Below are 16,769 nucleotides of genomic sequence, written 5' to 3' on the forward strand. Positions count from 1 at the left end.
TCCCCTTACATCATTGTAAAATATCATTTAATGATACAGGGGAAATAAAATGAATATGAGATTGCAAGTTAAAACATGGGGCAATAGTAAAGCCATTCGTTTGCCAAAAGATTTTACTCAAACCATGAATTTAGAAGTGGGCGATTTCTTGGAATTAGCCAGAATTGATGATCAAACGATCAAATTAGTTGTTGTCCCAACTAAACCAAAACAAAAAAGATTAACCCTAGCGGAACGCATTGCCATGACATCAATGGATACCTTACCAGTTTGTGATGAATGGGATTTGCTTGAACCTGTTGGGGAGGAAATTTAAATGCCAAGAACCCATTTTTTTAAACGGGGTGATATTATTATGATCTGTTTAAATCCTGTTGTTGGGAAAGAAATACAGGGAGAATATCGCCCCGCTTTGGTATTGAGCGACAGTGATTTTCACCAGTTGGGTTTTATGATGATCGCCCCCATTACACAAGGAAATGCAGGGCTTGCGCGTGAACATGGTTTTGCGGTGACATTAAGCGGGACAGCCTGTAAAACACAAGGTGTCGTTTTAGCCTATCAGGCAAGGATCATTGATTTTAGAAATAGAGGAGCGAAAAAAATTGAAACCGCCCCTGATTATATTTTGTCCGAAGTGCAAGATATTGTGGAAGCTATTTTAAAGGATTAGTTTAATCACCAAAACCGTGAACAGGACAGGTTTCATGTCCTTTTGTTTTTTTTACCCTCACCCTAGCCCTCTCCCAAAGGGAGAGGGGATTATCGTTGGATAAGTCATCAATCTAAACACTTCCCCCGTTCAGTCCCCTCTCCCTTTGGGAGAGGGTTAGGGTGAGGGTTCCATTTCTAAACTTCGCCTTTTTCCACCGCACTTTTCTCTTTCCCCATAAAAAATCCCCATTTTTGCTTAAAAACCACAAAAAATATACGTATTTTGCGTTAATTTTGAACAACGCTTTATCGGTTCAGCTCACAAAATTCAAAAAAAATTTACAAATGAGATCTATTTCTATTTGCAATCACAAAAAAGAATCGTTACCATTAGCGCCGAGATGTTAAGTTTGAATGCTAATTTAACGGATTGGTTTTCAGATTTAACGGAAAAAAAATTTGAAAATCACATGGAGAATTTTAGCAATGCGTGACTTACACTATCAATCAATCAATCAATCAATCAATCAATCAATCAATCAAGCCATTTTAATCCATTCAAATTAACCGCAATCGCTTCTGCGATCTGTTTAGCTTCTGTTTTAACCGCTTGCTCAAGCAGTCACCCCGTTGAAGTGAACAACGGCGTGCCACAAGTTTCAGACAATGGCACGGGCACTGGTAGTGGTACGGGTGGAGGCACGGGTAGTGGCACGGGGAATGGCTCTGGTCCAACTGTCCAGCCATCAGACCTTGTAGACTCTTCCGAAGCCAAACTTTCCACCGCAGAATATCCGCGTGGCAAAATTGCGGCCGGCACCTTAACCGTGACAGGAAGCTATGCGGAACGGTTACATGGTGGCAAAGCGGAAGCGCCAATTAACCAATCTTCACATGCGGTAGCAGATACTAGCATGGCCAATACGGAACATTTGAGTTTAAGCAAAGATACCGAAGTGGTAGAAAAAGACGAAAAAGCCGTGTGGGATACCGCGAATATGACGGAGCGTTTAGCTGAAGCCAGAAAAGCTAACCAAGATTTCTTTGATTTTAGTGACGGTGACAGAGCAGGCTCCAATAAATGGGGTTATTTAGCCTCCATGCGGATTTACGGTACCAACCTTGACACTGCACAATGGGGTATGACCGTCGCAACATCAGATGGATCAAAAAAAGGCGATTATGTGTATGCGCAAGGTTATGCTACTGATAAGTCACAAATTCCAAATGCTGGTTCAGCCACTTATAAAGGGCGTGCTATTTTGTCCGTAGATGAAGCGGGCAAATACTACGATCGAGACCATAACAACCATAACCATGCGGTGAAAAATATCCGTGCAGGAGACGCACAATTTGAAGTGGATTTTGCGAACAAATCCCTTGCAGGTACAATTACGCCTTCCGCGGGGACGTATTTCTTCGATCCTGTGGAAAGCAACAATTTTGATCCCATTTCCTTATCCGCCAAAATTGAAGGCAACCGCTTTACTGGTACCAAAGACGGCACGGCGACCAACGGACAATTCTATGGTGAAAATGCGCAAGAAATGGCAGGGGTATTTTCTAATACCGATAAAAATCTGTTAGGGTCTTATGGGGCGAGAAAAGCCACCGAGGGAGATACATCAGGCATTGTCGAGCCAGAGGTAGTGCCAGAAGTTGAGGATAGCAAACTTGTTGGGGTAAGACGGAGTTCATACTACACTCCTATTCCAGATCATGAAAAAAGTCACTATCAAGTTGTTAATGACATCTTTGATGTTACTTCCATAGAAGAATATGGGGAGAGAATATTTGTTCATTATATATCTCAAAGTGATGAAAACCGGAAAGATAGAGAATCATTTGTCCCTCCTAAACTTGATGAGTTACTGAAAGATGACAATGTACAGAAAAATGGAAGAAATGCCGATTATAGTACTGTTACCAATAATTTAGTTTATTACGATGGATTAGGTTATATCTACGTTGATAATGCAAATAATACCTATCTGCTTAACTTAAAAGAAGGTACGGTGATGAGACGAAGTAACAGTGGTAGTAACATGTTATATTATGGCACTACCACACCGAAAGCCAATATTCCAACCGAAGGGGAAGTCAGTTACAAAGGATTATCCTCCGTGCAAATTATCCGACTTACCAATAAAGAGGGTGAGTGGGGTAAAGGTGAATATACCTACAATAGTGGTATGACAGGTACTGTTGATTTTAAAGCCGATTTTGCCAATAAAAAAATTACGGGAACTGTAACACCAGATGCCAAAATTGCAAGTACTAACATGCTCGTAAAAAATATTGAACAAGATTATCAAGATGAACGTGTGAAAATGTTCTTTGATTATGCTGGTAAAGACATCAAATTAACGTCCAATATGAATGGAGCAAGTTTCGCTGGCACAGATAAAGACAGCGGATATACAATGAAAGGGATTTTCGTTGGCGATCATGCAGATGAAATGATTGGTGAGTTCCATAAAGATGGAAAAGCAGTAGATGGTGTTTCTGACCATGTTAATGGCGTATTTGGTGCAACCAAACAATAACGGTTAAATACCCTCACCCCCGCCCTCTCCCAAAGGGAGAGGGAGTTGAATGGCGGTTTTAATATTTAAAGCGCGGTTAAAAAAAACAGGTTTATTTTTCACCGCACTTTTTCTCAGAAAACAGAAAACCGTCCCCTCTCCTTTGGGAGAGTGTTGAATGGCGGTTTTCATATTTAAAGCGCGGTTAAAAACAGGTTTATTTTTCACCGCACATTTTCTTAGAAAACAGAAAACCATCCCCTCCCCTTTGGGAGAGTGTTGAATGGCGGTTTTCATATTTAAAGCGCGGTTAAAAAAGCAGGTTTATTTTTCACCGCACATTTTCTTAGAAAACAGAAAATCGCCCCCTCTCCTTTGGGAGAGTGTTGAATGGCGGTTTTCATATTTAAAGCGCAGTTAAAAAAACAGGTTTATTTTTCACCGCACTTTTTCTCAGAAAACAGAAAACCGTCCCCTCTCCCTTTGGGAGAGGGTTAGGGTGAGGGTAAATCATTATAAAACAAGGAAGAACCCATGAAATTCAAACTCAATAAACTCACTTGCGCCCTGTTGCTCGGTTGCACCGCCACGGCCTTTGCAGAACAAAGTGTTCAACTGGACACCATTCAAGTCACCGCGGAAGAACAGCTTAAACAAAGCCTTGGTTCCTCCGAAGTGCGCGCAGCAGAAATCGAAAAACAAGGCGTGGCCAACGATATTTCAGAAATCGTGCGTAAACAACCGGGGGTAAACCTCACCGGAAACTCCGCCTCGGGACAGCGGGGCAATAATCGCCAAATCGATTTGCGCGGTATGGGGCCGGAAAATACTTTAATTTTAGTGGACGGCAAACCGGTGCGTTCGCGTAATTCCGTGCGATACAGTCGCCGTGGCGAGCGGGACACCCGCGGGGATTCCAACTGGGTGCCGGCGGAATTGATTGAACGCATTGAAGTGTTCCGCGGCCCTTCAGCCGCACACTATGGTGACGGCGCCGCGGGCGGGGTGGTGAATATTATCACCAAAAAACAATTCGACCATTTCTCCGGCAGTTTAAACACCTATTACGCCCGCCCTTATAACGAAGAAGAAGGCGACAACCGCCGAGTGAATTTAAATATCATGACCCCGCTCGGCGAACATTGGGGCTTGCGTTTATACGGCAACTACAACAAAACCGACGCGGACGCGTGGTATATCAATGTGATTCCTTATGCAGAACGCTATCACCGCTTGCCAAGTACCTTTTACGCCGGACGCGAAGGCGTGCAAAACCGCGACGCCAATGTGTTGTTGCGTTATAGCCCAAATGAAAATCATCTTTTTGATGTTGAATACGGTTACAGCCGACAAAATAATATTTACGCCGGCGATTCGCAACGTAGCACCTCCAGCCATTCCTCCTTATTGGGGTCCAATGCCAATAACCGCACCGACGATTTAATTGGCAATGCCACCAATATTATGACCCGCAACACCGCCTCGCTGACCTATTCTGGCAAATGGGGCAATGTGTCCAATAAAAGCTATGTGCAATATGAACACACCAGCAATAACCGCTTGAACGAGGGCTTGAACGGCGCGTCCGAGGGTTCCATTGAACGCGTGCGGGAATGGGTGGAAAGCAAATTGCACAGTTGGGACGTGAAAAGCGAGACTTTTGTGGAAATTAACAGCAAAATGCCACAGGTGTTGACCTTCAGCGTAGGCTATGCGCAAGCCCATTTAGACGATCCAAATATCGGACGCGTGTCCCATTATGGCATTGGCGGCAACACACGGCGCGATTCCAATTATCGCACTAAACGCTGGAGCTTTAACGTGGAAGATAATATTGGCGTGACGGAGAAATTGACCGTGGTGCCGACCTTGTCCCTTGAACATCACAATGTGGTGGGATCGAGCGTCAATCCGGCGTTAAATATGTGGTATGAGTTAACCGACAATCTGACCTTAAAAACCGGGATTGCGCGTGCCTATAAATCGCCGAATATTCACCAACTGGCGCCAAATTCACGGATTTATAGCGTCGGCGGGGGCTGTTATGGTTACGGACCTTGTTACATTGAGGGCAATGAAAACCTGAAAGCGGAAAGCAGTATCAACAGCGAAATTGGCTTGGAATATAAAAATGATTGGCTCAACGGCAGTATCACCTATTTCAACAATGATTACCGCAATAAAGTGGATGTGAATCATACCTTCTATAATCATGATTCGGCCCAGAATGTGTATATTTTCCAATACCACAATGTGCCAAAAGCCTTAGTGCGCGGTTTAGAAGGGACATTAAACTTCTTGTTTAATGACAAGTTCCGTTGGTATAATAACTTCACCTATATGAACAAATCCATTAACAAAACCACCGGCGAGCCGTTGTCCATTGTGCCGAAATACACCATTAACAGCAGTTTCCATTGGGCGGTAACGGACAAACTCGACACCGAAGTGTCTGCCACCTTCTACGGACGGCAAAACACCAAAGTGTTACGCAATGATGGTTCTGGCTTTGTTCAAGGTGAAGAACGCCCTGCCTACGCCATTTGGTCGGTGGGCGCACAATATCACTTCAACAAGAATTTCAATATTCGAGCGGGGGTGAAAAATGTGTTTGACAAAAACCTCTACCGCACCGGTAGTGGCGCCAACACCTACAATGAAGCAGGCCGCACCTTTTATATGGGATTGGGCGTGAATTTTTAGGTTGGTGTAGGTTTTGGCTTAATAGACAAAATGATTGCTAAGTAGTGAGTTAAAGCCTTATAGTATAAGGCTTTAACTTGCTTTCAAAATTATGAACAAAAAAATTGACCATTTTGTTTAAAAAATACCACGAAAAAATACGGGATCAGAAATAAGATCCAGCGTTTCAAATGCACATCTTGTGGAAAATTAAAATCAAATATTGGCTGAAACAACAAAGTAATAGCGATAGGAAAAAAATATTGACCGCTATTGATTTATTAAGCATGTCAGGGCCCAAATTAGGACGGCCTTTTGTGGATACCTTACATAGTACAAAATATGCCAATATGAAAGAATTGCGAGTGCAATCTAATCAGGCTGTTTTTCGTTTGTTCTTTATTTTTGATCCCTTAAGGCGGGCTGTTATTCTCTGTGGTGGGAATAAAAAGGGAAAAAATGAAAAAATCTTTTATACTACAATGATTACCCAAGCGGAAACTATTTATGAACGTTATTTAAAAAATTTACAAGGGGAGATTACACAATGAAAGGATTTACAAATTTCAAAGATATTTTAGCTGAATTGCCTGATGAAGAACGTGCAGAAATCAGACAAAAGGCGGAACGCTTGTATATGGAACTCCAACTTGCCGAACTCCGCCAAGAACTTGAACTTTCCCAACAACAGCTCGCCAAAGAACTCAACATCAGTCAACCGACCGTGGTGGCAATGGAAAAACGAGGTAACGATATTCGCTTGTCGTCAGTTAAACGTTATGTGGAGGCAATGGGAGGACGGCTTAGTCTTTCCGTGGCATTGCCAACGGGGAAAACGGTATCTTTTGCGCTATAAGATGTAAGGGCGTATGGCATACGCCCCCACAATGACCTCTCAGCGATCATCAATATGGACAGACCGCTTTATTTCTTGTTCAACCACACCATATATTCCGCCACACCCTCTGCCACGGATTTAAATTGATAATCACAACCCGCTTGACGCAGTTTGGTTAAATCCGCTTGGGTGTATTCTTGATAGCGAGATTTTAAATGTTCTGGGAAAGGAATGGTTTCAATTTTGCCTTTACCATGATGTTTCACCACCGCCTCGGCCACTTCACGGAAACTTTCCGCTTTGCCGGTGCCAAGATTGTAAATGCCTGAAATCCCCTCTTGCCATGCCCATAAATTCACGGCGGCTACATCACCTACATAGATAAAATCACGCAAGAAATGCTCAGAACCAGCAAATAATTTTGGATTTTCGCCTTTTAGGATTTGGTTATTTAAATGGAATGCCACGCTTGCCATAGAACCTTTATGTTGTTCTCTCGGGCCATACACATTGAAATATTTAAAGCCACAAACAGGTGAACTCACCTCTGGCAAAATAGCACGCACATATTGGTCGAACAAGAATTTGGAGTAGCCATAAGCATTGAGTGGTCCCTCAAATTGGCGTTCTTCCACAAATTCGGTTTTGTCGCCGTAGGTGGCGGCACTGGAGGCGTAGAAGAAAGGGATTTCACGGTCAATGCAATAATGCAATAATTCTTTGGAATATTCGTAATTATTGTGCATTAAATATTTGCCGTCCCATTCCGTGGTGGCGGAACAAGCGCCCTCATGGAAAATGGCGTCAATGTCGCCTAATTCATCCCCCGCAATAATCGAGGCAATAAAATCGTCTTTATCGCAATAATCTGCAATATCCAAATCCACTAAATTAATAAATTTGGTGCCGTCTTTGAGGTTATCCACCACTAAAATATCGGTACGGCCCATTTCATTTAAGGCTTTCACGATATTGCTACCGATCATGCCTGCTCCGCCAGTGACGATTATCATAATATTGTCCTTTTGTTTCTCTAAATTCGCCTTATTGTAATCTATTTTACTCCAAAGTGCGGTATTTTTTTACCGCACTTTTTGGTAAAAAACAGGGAAAATAAAGGCTTGATTGCTCAAGCCTTGTGTATATTAATCGTTGGCATTAAACTCATCTAAGTTATCGCTCACCACGCCTGAAAGGGTGTAAACACGTTTAATGGTGTTTACTCTGGAGCGGTATTTGTTCCACGTTTTCTCAAAAAAGGTTTCCGCCGGGCGTTCGCCACGACAAAAGGCCACGAAATTTTTTTCTTCAGCGGTTTTGGCTTTGCGAGTGCCTTCATCTAAGGCTTTAAAGGCTTGACCATATTGCTCTAAGGCTTGCGATTCTTTGATAGTATAATCGCCATGACGAGCGAAACCACGTGGGTAATTTTTATCGTCAAAAAAACGACGTTCTACACTAAAACTTTCTGCCATACTCTACTCCTCGGTTATTTTTTCAATAATTGTTTTACAGTTTCTACATAATCTGCCACGAAATCATCACGAGATAATCCCTCTGGATTCACTCGGAATTTTCCGTTCACATACATATCCGGCACACCTCGCACATCAAGCTGTTCCGCTAAATTGGTTTGGGTTTTGACTAAAGCGGTGACCGCAAAGCTGTTGATACCACCGTCAAATTGTTCCGCTGTAATGCCATTATCCACAAAAATCTGGCGAATATCGGCCATACTGCTTAATTTATCGGCTTGTGCCGCCTCAAATAAAGCGGTTTTCACTTTACTTTCTGCCCCTAATGCCATGGCCAACGCCCAAGCACGAGTGAGGTTTTCCGATTGACGCCCTAAGAAATTCACGTGATATTGTTTAAAGCTCGCATCTGCTGGCAAGCTGTCTTGCACTTTCTTTGGAATGGCATATTGCATTTCAAAGGCATAACAATGTGGACAGTAGAAAGAAAAGAATTCGATCACTTCGGCTTTTTCTGAATGTGGACGGCTTAATGTCACGTATTGTTCGCCGTCTTTTAATTCTGCGGCGTACAGATTCACACTGGCAATGGCCATGGTAGCCGCAATTACGCTAATAAGAAATTTTTTCATGTTCCCGTTTCCTTACAATATTATTTTAAAATCCCACGAGCTTTTAGCAAGGCGGTTTTAAAATCTTCTTCATAGTCTTTTTTGATCCCCGGAATGGGTTCATGCTTGTCTTTGCCGTGCATTTTGAGTTGATAAATAATCACTTCATCAGATAACTCAGTCAGCGGTTTTTCAAAGCCAGATTCATCTGCAATGGCTTGTAAAATTTGCATTAAACTCATGTCAGGGTCTTTATTAGACCAATAGGGTTGTAAAAGTTCCAAAACTTCATTCAAACGATGACATTTCATAATCTTTTCCTTAATATAGAATGGTTGGCAAATAATACTTGAATTAAAGGCGATTGACAAACAATGATAACGATAAGTGCGGTAATTTTAGCAGGTGGCAAGGCAAGACGTATGCAAGGGGCGGATAAAGGGCTGCAAATTCTGGCTGGCGAGCCATTGGTTGTGCATATTATTCGCCGTTTACAGCCACAAATTGCGGAGATTGCGATCAATGCAAACCGCCATATTGAACTGTATCAGCAATTTGGTTTACCGGTTTTTGCTGACGAATTGGCGGATTTTCAAGGGCCATTAAGCGGTATGTTAACCAGTTTAAAACGAGCAACGAGCGATTATGTGTTATTTGTGCCTTGCGATTGCCCTTTTTTGCCGTTGAATTTACTGGAGAAATTAAAAAGTGCGGTGTTAATTTCACAACCTTTAGTGGCGTATGCCACGGATGGCGAACGTGAACATCCCACATTTTGTTTGGTTTCTCGTCAATTATGCCCCGCACTTTCGGCTTATTTAGATCAAGGTGAACGGCGAATGTTGCAATTTATGTGTGAACAAGGGGCGGTTGCGGTGGATTTTTCTGAGCAGAAAACGGCGTTTCGCAATTTTAATACTTTACAGGAGTTGGCGGATGAAAATGATCAAACGTTGTGATTGGGCGGGGAACTTGCCAATTTATCAAGATTATCACGATAAGGAATGGGGCAAGCCTGAATTTGATCCGCAGAAATTATTTGAGAAACTTTGCTTAGAGGGACAACAAGCGGGTTTATCATGGATAACCGTGTTAAAAAAACGAGAAAATTATCGCCAAGCCTTTCATCATTTTGATCCGGAAAAGATTGCACTTATGACGGAAAAGGATATTGATCGTTTAATGCAAAATTCGGGCTTAATTCGTCATCGAGCCAAGTTAGAGGCCATTGTGAAAAATGCCCAAGCCTATTTAGCCATGCAAAAGTGCGGTGAAAATTTTGCCGATTTTATTTGGGCGTTTGTTGATCATCAACCGCAAATCAATGATGTGCCGAATTTGGCTGCGGTACCTGCCAAAACCGAAATATCCAAAACCATGTCAAAAGCACTGAAGAAAAAAGGCTTTGTGTTTGTGGGGGAAACCACCTGCTATGCGTTTATGCAATCGATGGGATTGGTGAATGATCATTTGAATGATTGTTTTTGTAAATAGCGTGTTTTTTAGGGGGATTTTCTTGTATAATCAACCCAATTTTAATCAAATAAAAATGGTTAACCCATGAAGAAAAATTACTACACATTCCTTTCTTTATCAATTTTGACCGCACTTTACAGCACCAGTAGCTTGGCGAATATTGATGATTTACGCTTGCGTTGCTTGGCTGGCGTACCGCAAATTTCGGGCGAAACCGTGCAAGGCGATCCAAACAATCAGCCAGTGTATATTGAGGCGGATCAAGCAGATATTGTTAATCCAAGTCGCGCGCTTTATAGCGGTGCGGTGGATTTCAAACAAGGCGCGCGTCATTTACAAGCTAATGAAGTGGAAGTGACGCAATCGGGTGAGGGAGATAATGCACAGCGTTATGCTTATGCACGTGGTAATTTTGATTATCAAGATGATTTAATTAAGATAAATGGCGACAATGCCAAAGTGCATTTAAACAGTAAAGATACGGATATTGACAATGCTCATTATCAATTAGTGGGGCGTCAGGGACGTGGTACAGCTGAAAGCTCGGAAATGCGAGAAGGCTATCGTTTATTGAAAAATGCCACCTTTACCTCTTGTTTACCGGATGATAACGCATGGCAAGTGGATGCCAGCGAGATGAAGCAATATGTGAAAGAAGAATATGCGGAAATGTGGCATGCTCGCTTTAAAGTGGCCGGCGTACCGATTTTCTACACGCCTTATTTACAATTACCAATTGGTGACCGCCGTCGTTCAGGTTTGTTAATGCCAAGTGCCGGCAGTTCGAGCCGTGACGGTTATTGGTACGCTCAACCGATTTATTGGAATATTGCCCCGAATTATGACGCCACCTTTACCCCGAAATATATGTCGCACCGCGGCTGGCAAATGAACGGTGAGTTTCGTTATTTAAATGTGTTGGGACAAGGCAAAATCGCCGGTGAATACTTAGGCAAAGATCGCTACAATGAATATGCCACATCCGATAATGACCGTAAACGGCATTTATTTTATTGGGCTCACAACGCAAAATTATGGGATAACTGGCGGTTAAACGTGAATTACACCAAGGTCAGTGATAAACGTTATTTCAGTGATTTTGATTCCGAGTATGGCAGCAGTACGGACGGTTATGCGGATCAAACCGCACGTTTGGCTTATTATCAACCGAACTGGAATTTTGCCGTTTCTGTTAAAAAATTCCAAGTGTTTGATGATGTAGATATCGGCCCTTATCGCGCCTTACCACAAATTGATTTTAACTATTATAAAAATGGGTTAGCCAACGGTTGGGCAGATTTCAAATTATTTGCTCAGGCGGTGCATTTTGATAATGACAGTTCAAGCATGCCAACCGCATGGCGTTATCATGTGGAACCGAGTTTAAATGTGCCATTATCCAATCGTTACGGCAGTTTAAATATTGAAACCAAACTTTATGCCACCCATTATCAGCAGAAAGCGGGAACAGGCGTAGACGCGAATACACAAAGTTCGGCGAATCGTGTGTTACCGCAAATCAAGGTAGATTTACAAACCGTATTAGCCAGCCAAAAAACCTTATTTAAAGGCTATACACAAACCATTGAACCGCATGTGCAATATTTATATCGTCCTTACAAAGATCAAAGTAATATTGGTTCAAAACAAAACTCCAGTTATTTAGGTTTAGGCTATGATTCTGCCTTGTTACAGCAAGATTATTATTCTCTGTTCCGTGATCGCCGTTATAGTGGATTGGATAGAATTGCTTCGGCTAATCAATTTACTTTAGGTGGCACCACGCGTTTCTACGATAAAAATGCAGAAGAACGCTTTAATTTATCCTTAGGGCAAATTATTTATCTGAATGATTCTCGGATTGACGATAGCACTGATAACAGCACCACAGGGCGTTCATCTTCTTGGGCGTTAGAAAGCAACTGGAAATTCAATGATAAATGGCATTGGAAAGGCAGTTATCAATATGATACGCGTTTAAATGCCACTTCGTTGGTGAATTCCACCTTAGAATATAATCCAGAACGTAACAATCTGGTGCAGTTAAATTATCGTTACGCCAGTCAGGAATACATTAATCAAAACTTGACGTCTAGCGTAAACAAATATCATCAAGACATTCAACAAATCGGTGCGGTAGTCGCTTGGGAAGTGGCGGATCATTGGGCGGCGGTCGGCCGTTATTATCATGATGTGGCCTTAAACAAACCGGTTGAACAATATGCGGGCGTGCAATATAACAGCTGTTGTTGGGCGGTGGGTGTTGGTGTGCGCCGTTACTTAGTGAATGAAAATGCAAAGCGTCAATATAGTGATGAAAAAGATACCCTATATGATCATAGTATCGGCGTGACCTTTGAATTGCGTGGCTTAGGTGCCAACGATCACCGTAGTGGTATTGTGCGCATGTTAGATAAAGGGATGTTGCCTTATATTCAAGCTCCTGATTTATAATCCATTCTGATCTTTCTTCAACTAACAACCCCCATACACATTGTGTGGGGGTTGTTTTTTATGCAAATTCTTTGATTTTTGTTTATTTAGTTCTTGACTAACTACGCAAAAAAAAACGATAATAATTCTTGTTTTTTGCTTTATCGATTTAGCTAAGCAAAAAGCCGATTTTATTGACTCTTTTTAAGGAACTTTAATGAAAATTTTAAACAAAAGCAATGTTGCTTTAGCCATACTCGGAACGCTAAGTGTAAATGCTGTATTGGCAGAAACACAATTAGAACAAATCAATGTGACAGCGGAAGATCAGGTGAAACAATCTCTTGGTGTGTCACGTATTACTCGCCAAGATTTAGAAAAACGTCCTGTGGTGAATGATGTATCTGAAATTTTGAGAACCATGCCAGGGGTTAATCTAACCGGTAACTCTCCAACGGGGGCGCGTGGTAATAAACGCCAAATTGATTTACGTGGTATGGGACCTGAAAATACCTTAATTTTGGTAGATGGTAAACCGGTTACCTCTCGTAACGGTGAGCGTTATTCTTGGCATGGTGAACGTAACTCTCGCGGTGACAGTAACTGGGTTCCTGTGGAAGCGATAGATTCAATTGAAGTCTTGCGTGGTCCAGCTGCTGCACGTTATGGTTCAGGCGCAATGGGTGGGGTGGTCAATATTAAAACCAAACCCGCGACAAACGAATTTCACGGTAGCTTAACTTATTATATCAATCAGCCAGAAAACTCAAAAGAAGGTAATACGAACCGTGTGGGCTTTACGTTAAGTGGTCCAATTATTAAAGACGTATTATCTTTCCGCTTATATGGTAACTGGAATAAAACAAAAGCAGACGCGACAGACATTAACGCGCCTGTCGTAAGTGAAGCGAATAGTAATTATGTTGCGGGTAAAGAAGGTGTTCGTAATAAGGATATCGCAGGACAATTAGATTGGAATATCAACGCAAATCATAAATTAACCTTAGACGCCAGTTTTAGTCGTCAAGGAAATATTTATAACAACGATTCACAATATAGTAATGTTGGACAACGTGCTACTTTCATTCCTCGTATTGCAGGGCTTGCAGGATCAGAAACAGCTAGACTTTATCGCCAATCTTATGCTTTAACGCATAAAGGTCAGTACGGCTGGGGTGATTCTAATAGTTATGTTAGTTTCGATCAAACGGTCAACAGTCGTTTACCAGAAGGTTTAACCGGTGGGGTTGAAGGCATTTATGACGGTAACCAATCTTTTGTAGAAAGCAAATTAAAAAATACACGCTTTAACAGTGAATTCCATATCCCTGTACAATGGGGGTTACCGCAAGTCATCACATTGGGCGTAGAAGCGGTTCACTCTAGCCTAGATGATGAGGCATCAACATCGCAAGGTTTTATTACGAATAATAGAACGAGAGCGGTAGATAGTATCGTTGGTGTTTCAGCGGTTCGTTCTGGACATACAAGCCAATCTGAATATGCGGCATTTGTTGAAGATAATATTGCTTTATCTGAGCGTACTTTCTTAACGCCTGCTTTGCGTTTTGATTACAATACCAATTCGAGTTCAAATTGGAGTGGTGGCGTAAACCTTAGCCATGACCTTACCCATAACTTAAAATTGAAGGGGGGTATTGCACGTGCCTATAAAGCACCAAACCTTTATCAAAGTAACTCAAATTATTTGTTGGCAAGTACAGGACGTGGCTGTGCAATGGATTCTAGTGTGAGTTGTTATTTATTAGGTAATGATGATCTTAAACCTGAAACCAGTTGGAATAAAGAAATTGGGTTAGAATTTGATAATCGTGATATCAATGCGTCTTTGGCATATTTCCATAATGATTATCGTAATAAAATCACGGCAGGTGATGAAGCAATCGGGTTTTCTAAACTTGGAAATGAAATTTATCAATGGGTCAATATTAAACATGCTCTTGTTGAGGGATTGGAAGGGAATCTTACCTTTAATTTATTGGATAATAAATTAAAATGGTCGACTAATGCGACTTATATGATTCATTCTAAAAACAAAAACACAGGTAACCCATTGTCAATCATTCCAAAATTTACTGTTAACTCCAACGTAAATTATCAGATGACAGAAGCGTTCGATGTTGGTTTAACTTACACACAATATGGTAAACAGCGTCCTCGTACAAATCCTGAAAGAAGAACGGATCTAGAGGGCATGTCTACTACAACCGTAGGAAGTTATGCTATTTGGGGATTAAATGCAGGTTATCAATTTACCAAAAATTTCAATACTCGTATTGGTGTAACGAACTTATTTGATAAACAAATTTTACGTTCTAATAGTGGTGCAAGTTCTTACAACGAATCAGGTCGTGCTTATTACGCCACTGCAAAATACAGTTTCTAATTACGTTACCGTGAAAAGAAAAGAACCACGCTATTCAGCGTGGTTCTTGTTTGCAATATCGATACAAACCGCGGTGCTTTTTCAGCCAGTTTTTAGCCCACCAAAAAATATCGATAAGCCACACTTTCCGTCACATCTTGATAGCTGTAACCGATTTTTTCGAGCTGTTGCGTAAATACTGAAAGATTGTCTTTTCCCACTTGGAAACCCGCTAACACATTGCCATAATCTGCACCATGGGCTCGATAATGGAAAAGTGAAATATTGGTATTAGTGGTGTTTAAGGTGGCTAAGAAATTGAGCAACGCTCCTTTTTGTTCAGGGAATTCAAAACTATACAAACGTTCGTTTAACTGGCTACTTGAACGCCCACCGATCATATAACGAATATGGGTTTTGGCTATTTCATCATCGGATAAATCTTGTACATTATAACCATTATCACGGAGCTGTTTGAGTATCGCTTGTTTTTCTTGTTCACCGGTAATACGCACGCCCACAAAAATACAGGCCTGTTTTTCATCTGCATAACGATAGTTAAATTCCGTCACCGGATTTTGCCCAAGAATTTGACAGAATCTCAAGAAACTGCCCTGTTGTTCTGGTATGGTGACGGCAAACAATGCCTCTTGTTTTTCGCCGATCTCACAACGTTCAGACACATAACGCAAGGTATGGAAATTTAAGTTAGCACCAGATAGCACGTTGACTAAGGTTTCGCCCTGAATATTATGTTGTTTAACGTATTTTTTTAGACCCGCTAACGACAACGCCCCTGAGGGTTCAGACACAGCACGGACATTTTCAAACATATCTTTCATGGCCGCACAAATTTCATCACCGTTCACTAGCACCACATCATCAAGATATTGTTGGCAAAGACGGAATGTTTCATCACCAATACGTTTGACCGCCACACCGTCAGCAAATAAACCGACACGCTCTAAGTCTGTTGGCTCACCAGCTTTTAATGCGGCATATAAACAAGCACTGTCTTTACTTTCGACACCAATGACTTTAATTTCAGGTAAAAGTTGCTTGATTAACACCGCAATTCCCGCCGCTAAACCACCACCGCCAACAGGGACGAAAATACGGTCGATATGGCTATTTTGCTGTAATAATTCCATGGCTAATGAACCTTGTCCTGCGATTACAGCGGGGTGATCGAATGGTGGGATCAGGGTCATTTGTTTGGTTTGCGACAGCTCAATGGATTTGGCTTTAGCCTCATCAAAATTGGCACCATATAAAAAGACTTCGCCACCAAAACTACGCACTGCATCTACTTTAATGGAGGGTGTATTTTGTGGCATCACAATTAAGGCTTTTAGACCTAAATGTTGAGCAGATAAGGCGACACCCTGAGCATGGTTGCCTGCAGAGGCGGTAATCACGCCGACCGCTTTTTGTTGTTCGGTTAAACCGGCAATCATGGCATAAGCACCACGCAATTTGAAACTATGCACAGGTTGACGATCTTCACGTTTCACCAAAATTTGATTGCCCAATTTTTCCGATAATTTTTGCATGGGTTGCAAGGGGGTAACTTGTGCTAATTCATAGACCTTGGAACTTAATACCGCTTTTAAATAGTCTGAACCTGTGGGTTGATTGGGTAAATTATTTGTCATTTTTTCACCGCAGTTTTATTGTTAATTATTATAA

General features: G+C 41.7%; 16 protein-coding genes and 1 pseudogene. 11 read left to right on the forward strand and 6 right to left on the reverse strand.

Annotation, left to right across the window (positions count from 1 at the left end; all coding sequences use genetic code 11):
- Positions 1-49 precede the first annotated feature (49 nt).
- The 3 genes from ACTG7X_RS04480 to ACTG7X_RS04490 all read left to right on the forward strand — a co-directional run bounded on the left by ACTG7X_RS04480 (position 50) and on the right by ACTG7X_RS04490 (position 3,200).
- Positions 50-316, forward strand: coding sequence for an AbrB/MazE/SpoVT family DNA-binding domain-containing protein (locus tag ACTG7X_RS04480; protein ID WP_439257325.1), 267 nt, complete (start codon positions 50-52; stop codon positions 314-316).
- Positions 317-673 (forward strand): type II toxin-antitoxin system PemK/MazF family toxin, encoded by a 357-nt coding sequence (locus ACTG7X_RS04485; RefSeq protein ID WP_439257326.1) that lies wholly within the window; start codon positions 317-319, stop codon positions 671-673.
- Positions 674-1,301: 628 nt separating this feature from the next.
- Complete coding sequence (locus ACTG7X_RS04490; RefSeq protein WP_439257327.1) at positions 1,302-3,200, forward strand: transferrin-binding protein-like solute binding protein; 1,899 nt, start codon at positions 1,302-1,304, stop codon at positions 3,198-3,200.
- 3 nt (positions 3,201-3,203) lie between these two features.
- Here ACTG7X_RS04490 and ACTG7X_RS04495 read toward each other — a convergent pair whose 3' ends face one another.
- Positions 3,204-3,407, reverse strand: a complete 204-nt coding sequence (locus ACTG7X_RS04495) for a hypothetical protein (protein WP_439257328.1) — start codon at positions 3,405-3,407, stop codon at positions 3,204-3,206.
- Positions 3,408-3,713: 306 nt separating this feature from the next.
- On the opposite strand from ACTG7X_RS04495, the gene ACTG7X_RS04500 reads away from it, so the two are divergent.
- The 4 genes and pseudogenes from ACTG7X_RS04500 to ACTG7X_RS04515 all read left to right on the forward strand — a co-directional run bounded on the left by ACTG7X_RS04500 (position 3,714) and on the right by ACTG7X_RS04515 (position 6,717).
- Entirely contained in the window at positions 3,714-5,882 is a 2,169-nt protein-coding gene (locus ACTG7X_RS04500) for a FepA family TonB-dependent siderophore receptor (RefSeq protein ID WP_439257329.1), read from the forward strand.
- Positions 5,883-6,002: 120 nt separating this feature from the next.
- A pseudogene (locus ACTG7X_RS04505) lies at positions 6,003-6,092 on the forward strand (transposase-like zinc-binding domain-containing protein); the annotation flags it as partial.
- Positions 6,053-6,412 carry a type II toxin-antitoxin system RelE/ParE family toxin gene (locus tag ACTG7X_RS04510; RefSeq protein WP_439257330.1) on the forward strand — a complete coding sequence of 120 codons (360 nt, stop codon included), beginning with the start codon at positions 6,053-6,055 and terminating at the stop codon, positions 6,410-6,412. The pseudogene ACTG7X_RS04505 and the gene ACTG7X_RS04510, both read left to right, overlap by 40 nt.
- Positions 6,409-6,717: a helix-turn-helix domain-containing protein gene (locus ACTG7X_RS04515; RefSeq protein WP_439257331.1), complete on the forward strand. Its 309-nt coding sequence runs from the start codon at positions 6,409-6,411 to the stop codon at positions 6,715-6,717. Before ACTG7X_RS04510 ends, ACTG7X_RS04515 begins: the two co-directional genes overlap by 4 nt.
- 68 nt (positions 6,718-6,785) lie before the next feature.
- Here the strand turns inward: ACTG7X_RS04515 and rfaD are convergent, their stop codons facing one another.
- The 4 genes from rfaD to ACTG7X_RS04535 form a co-directional block, all read right to left on the reverse strand.
- Positions 6,786-7,712: an ADP-glyceromanno-heptose 6-epimerase gene (rfaD, locus tag ACTG7X_RS04520; RefSeq protein WP_439257332.1), complete on the reverse strand. Its 927-nt coding sequence runs from the start codon at positions 7,710-7,712 to the stop codon at positions 6,786-6,788.
- 132 nt (positions 7,713-7,844) lie between these two features.
- A complete protein-coding gene (locus tag ACTG7X_RS04525) occupies positions 7,845-8,174 on the reverse strand; it encodes a DUF413 domain-containing protein (protein WP_439257333.1) in 330 nt (109 codons plus the stop codon).
- A 14-nt stretch (positions 8,175-8,188) separates the two neighbouring features.
- On the reverse strand, positions 8,189-8,806 hold the full coding sequence (gene dsbA / locus ACTG7X_RS04530; RefSeq protein WP_439257334.1) for a thiol:disulfide interchange protein DsbA: 618 nt from the start codon (positions 8,804-8,806) through the stop codon (positions 8,189-8,191).
- Between the two features lie 20 nt (positions 8,807-8,826).
- Positions 8,827-9,096 (reverse strand): YihD family protein, encoded by a 270-nt coding sequence (locus tag ACTG7X_RS04535; protein ID WP_439240525.1) that lies wholly within the window; start codon positions 9,094-9,096, stop codon positions 8,827-8,829.
- A 63-nt stretch (positions 9,097-9,159) separates the two neighbouring features.
- Between ACTG7X_RS04535 and mobA the strand changes: the two genes are divergently transcribed.
- The 4 genes from mobA to ACTG7X_RS04555 all read left to right on the forward strand — a co-directional run bounded on the left by mobA (position 9,160) and on the right by ACTG7X_RS04555 (position 15,101).
- Entirely contained in the window at positions 9,160-9,744 is a 585-nt protein-coding gene (gene mobA, locus ACTG7X_RS04540) for a molybdenum cofactor guanylyltransferase MobA (protein ID WP_439257335.1), read from the forward strand.
- Positions 9,728-10,279 (forward strand): DNA-3-methyladenine glycosylase I, encoded by a 552-nt coding sequence (locus ACTG7X_RS04545; protein ID WP_439257529.1) that lies wholly within the window; start codon positions 9,728-9,730, stop codon positions 10,277-10,279. Before mobA ends, ACTG7X_RS04545 begins: the two co-directional genes overlap by 17 nt.
- Positions 10,280-10,345: 66 nt before the next feature.
- Positions 10,346-12,715, forward strand: a complete 2,370-nt coding sequence (gene lptD, locus ACTG7X_RS04550; RefSeq protein WP_439257336.1) for an LPS assembly protein LptD — start codon at positions 10,346-10,348, stop codon at positions 12,713-12,715.
- A 262-nt stretch (positions 12,716-12,977) separates the two neighbouring features.
- The gene (locus tag ACTG7X_RS04555) at positions 12,978-15,101 is read left to right on the forward strand and encodes a FepA family TonB-dependent siderophore receptor (RefSeq protein ID WP_439257337.1); all 2,124 of its coding nucleotides are present in this window, start codon (positions 12,978-12,980) and stop codon (positions 15,099-15,101) included.
- 92 nt (positions 15,102-15,193) lie between these two features.
- Here ACTG7X_RS04555 and ilvA read toward each other — a convergent pair whose 3' ends face one another.
- Positions 15,194-16,735: a threonine ammonia-lyase, biosynthetic gene (gene ilvA, locus ACTG7X_RS04560; protein WP_439257338.1), complete on the reverse strand. Its 1,542-nt coding sequence runs from the start codon at positions 16,733-16,735 to the stop codon at positions 15,194-15,196.
- Positions 16,736-16,769 lie beyond the last annotated feature (34 nt).

The sequence above is a fragment of the Lonepinella sp. BR2271 genome, assembly GCF_051851515.1.
Classification (GTDB): Bacteria; Pseudomonadota; Gammaproteobacteria; order Enterobacterales; family Pasteurellaceae; genus Lonepinella.